This is a genomic window from Actinoplanes sp. NPDC049265, from assembly GCF_043197135.1.
Lineage (GTDB): Bacteria > Actinomycetota > Actinomycetes > Mycobacteriales > Micromonosporaceae > Actinoplanes.
The window spans coordinates 1-2,316 of sequence record NZ_JBICSP010000060.1 but is presented as its reverse complement, the minus strand read 5'-3'; the positions used below and the strand labels follow the sequence as shown (position 1 = coordinate 2,316).

The window sequence follows — 2,316 nt, the reverse complement described above, 5'->3', positions numbered from 1 at the left end:
GCTGCTGCCCACGCCGCGCCACCGCCATCGTGCAGGCCATCCTGGCCCTGCACCACATCGAGAACCCGATCCACGGCAGTTGAAAAGCGCTCACTATAGAGGCCGTTTGGCTCGGGCGACGAAACGCAGACCGACGGCCACCACACTATTGGGGTGGCCGACCGCTACCGCACCGCCTTCGAAAACGGCACCATCGACGAAGCCGACGCCGGAGACCGCCTCCGCGAACTCCGCACCGAAATCGACGCCCTCAAAGTCCGACGCGACGACATCGCCGACACCATCCAGGAACAACCCGCCGCGCCATCGCCCAGCACTATCGACCGCATCCGCGCACACCTCGGCCACGTCATCGCCGAAGGCACCTCAGCCGAACGCAAAGCCACCATCGAAGACCTCGTCGCGGAAATCCGCATCACCGACGACGAACACATCATCCCGGTCTTCAAAATCCCCGGCCCGGACACCGCTGAGACCACCACCGAGGCAAGCGAACCGAACACGGTTCGCTCAATGCCTCACCTGGTGGGGCGGACGGGACTCGAACCCGTGACCGATCGAGTCCCGGCAGCATGGTCACCAACGGTCGTCACCGCTGGTCAGAGGTCACGCACGGACACACTCGGATAGCTCGCGACATTGAGGTTGCTGTACTTCGGTGCTGTACTTCGACCTTCCGTCGATTTGGAAGAAGGTCGGGACGGCCCCCGCCTTCGTCGTCCCTCCGTCGCACTTCGGTAGCCTCACTCCAATTAAGCGTCCATCGCTCAGTCGCAGGAGGCAGCGTGGCATGGCTGGCAGATGCAATTTCCTCGACCCTGGTATTGGCTAGCCCGACACCGACGCCGAGTGGGTCGGGGCCTCCATCGCTAATCGTCATCCCCTCCGTGCTACCTGCCCAGACGGCATTGCCCGACGTCCCGTTCTGGGAGAGATTCTTCACCTCGGCCGGTTTCGGTGGTGCTGGAGCTTTGATCGCTGCAATCGTCGCCGCCACAATCGCAGCTGTTCAGCTTAGACATGCCAAGAGGCAACAGAAACACGATCGATGGTGGGACACACTCGGCTGGGTGTACGACAGGTCAATTGTTGAAGCCGATAAGAGGGACGCCCTCCCGCATCGAGTGACATTCACTGTCTTAACCGAGCTTGCACAGCAGGCCGAGTCCAACCCGAAAGACAATCTCCAAGCAGGAACGGTCGCTTCGATCCTGTCGATGTTCGAAATTTCGGAGTCCGACGATCCTGTAAAGGAAGTGCTGGACCCGCCAGACGCATCTGACAGCGTCGAGGAGGAGTCACGTGATTCCAGTTCAGGACGTGAGGTTACTGATCCTGTCGCTCTAGACCTTGCCCGTTCGCTGAAAAGCATCCTTGGCGCTCCGGGTTGGGGACTAGCCGAGGCCCTTGGGAGGGCATACGAAGATGCAGTAGCAAATGCTTTGCGAAGAATCGGCGCAGAGTTCACAGACGTGACGTCAGCCGCCAGCCTCATAGATTTCACCGTCAGGACGCCGCGGGGAACCTTGGCAGTAGACGCGTTATCTACCTCATCGAAATTGAACTCTTCGCGGCTCCTAAGCCATGCAGGGCTGCTACGAAGTTATCTAAATCTTGACCCCGGACTTACGGGCGGATTGATCGTAATCGAGTCAGAAATGACGAGCATCGCTGTTGCCACGATACAGGCATTTGATGACCCCCGAATCACAGTCGTCCACTGGAAAGACCCCAATGACGACAATGTCCTTCGCGAAGCTCTAGCGCAAAGCAATTAGGTCCTACCCTGTCGCCCATCGTCATCCCGTCAACCTTCGTCCATACACCGTGAAACAGACAGGGCCTGCCTGGCCAAGGTGGAGCACCCGACGTCTGACCGACCTTGGCCAGGCAGGCCCTGTCTGTTTGGCTTCGCCTGGACGAAGGTTGACGGGATGACGATGCCACCCATCCCAGAGATCTGAAGTCCCCGGCGGAGGCATCGAACCTTCGCGGCGAGACCACGACTTTGCTGGTCTGTCACGCGACTCCGCCCATCATTGACGCATCGCGCCGTCCGGCGGGCTGGAACCGACGACACCGGTAGGAGCTTGCGACGAGGTGTCGGCGGCGGGCCGGCAGGCCCGGCCCTGGTCCGGCGGCGCCAGCGGCCCCGTTCAGGGGCCGCTTTAAAACCGTATAGAAAGTCCTCACGCCCCTGCTCAACCGGGCTACTCGACGACCTTAAAGCTCCTAACACGATCTGCTGAATCGATGTTGATCAGCGCGACGAGGTGAAGATCAGTCTCGTTCGCTGGTCATGAGTAAGGCGTGGAT

The 2,316-nt window shown here is 60.3% G+C and carries 2 protein-coding genes; both read left to right on the top strand.

The window, feature by feature from the left end; translation table 11 throughout:
• Positions 1 to 153 precede the first annotated feature (153 nt).
• The gene (locus ACGFIO_RS44295; protein WP_392837310.1) at positions 154 to 630 is read left to right on the top strand and encodes a hypothetical protein; all 477 of its coding nucleotides are present in this window, start codon (positions 154 to 156) and stop codon (positions 628 to 630) included.
• Positions 631 to 785: 155 nt separating this feature from the next.
• Positions 786 to 1,778 carry a hypothetical protein gene (locus ACGFIO_RS44290; RefSeq protein ID WP_392837307.1) on the top strand — a complete coding sequence of 331 codons (993 nt, stop codon included), beginning with the start codon at positions 786 to 788 and terminating at the stop codon, positions 1,776 to 1,778.
• The last annotated feature ends 538 nt before the right edge of the window (positions 1,779 to 2,316 follow it).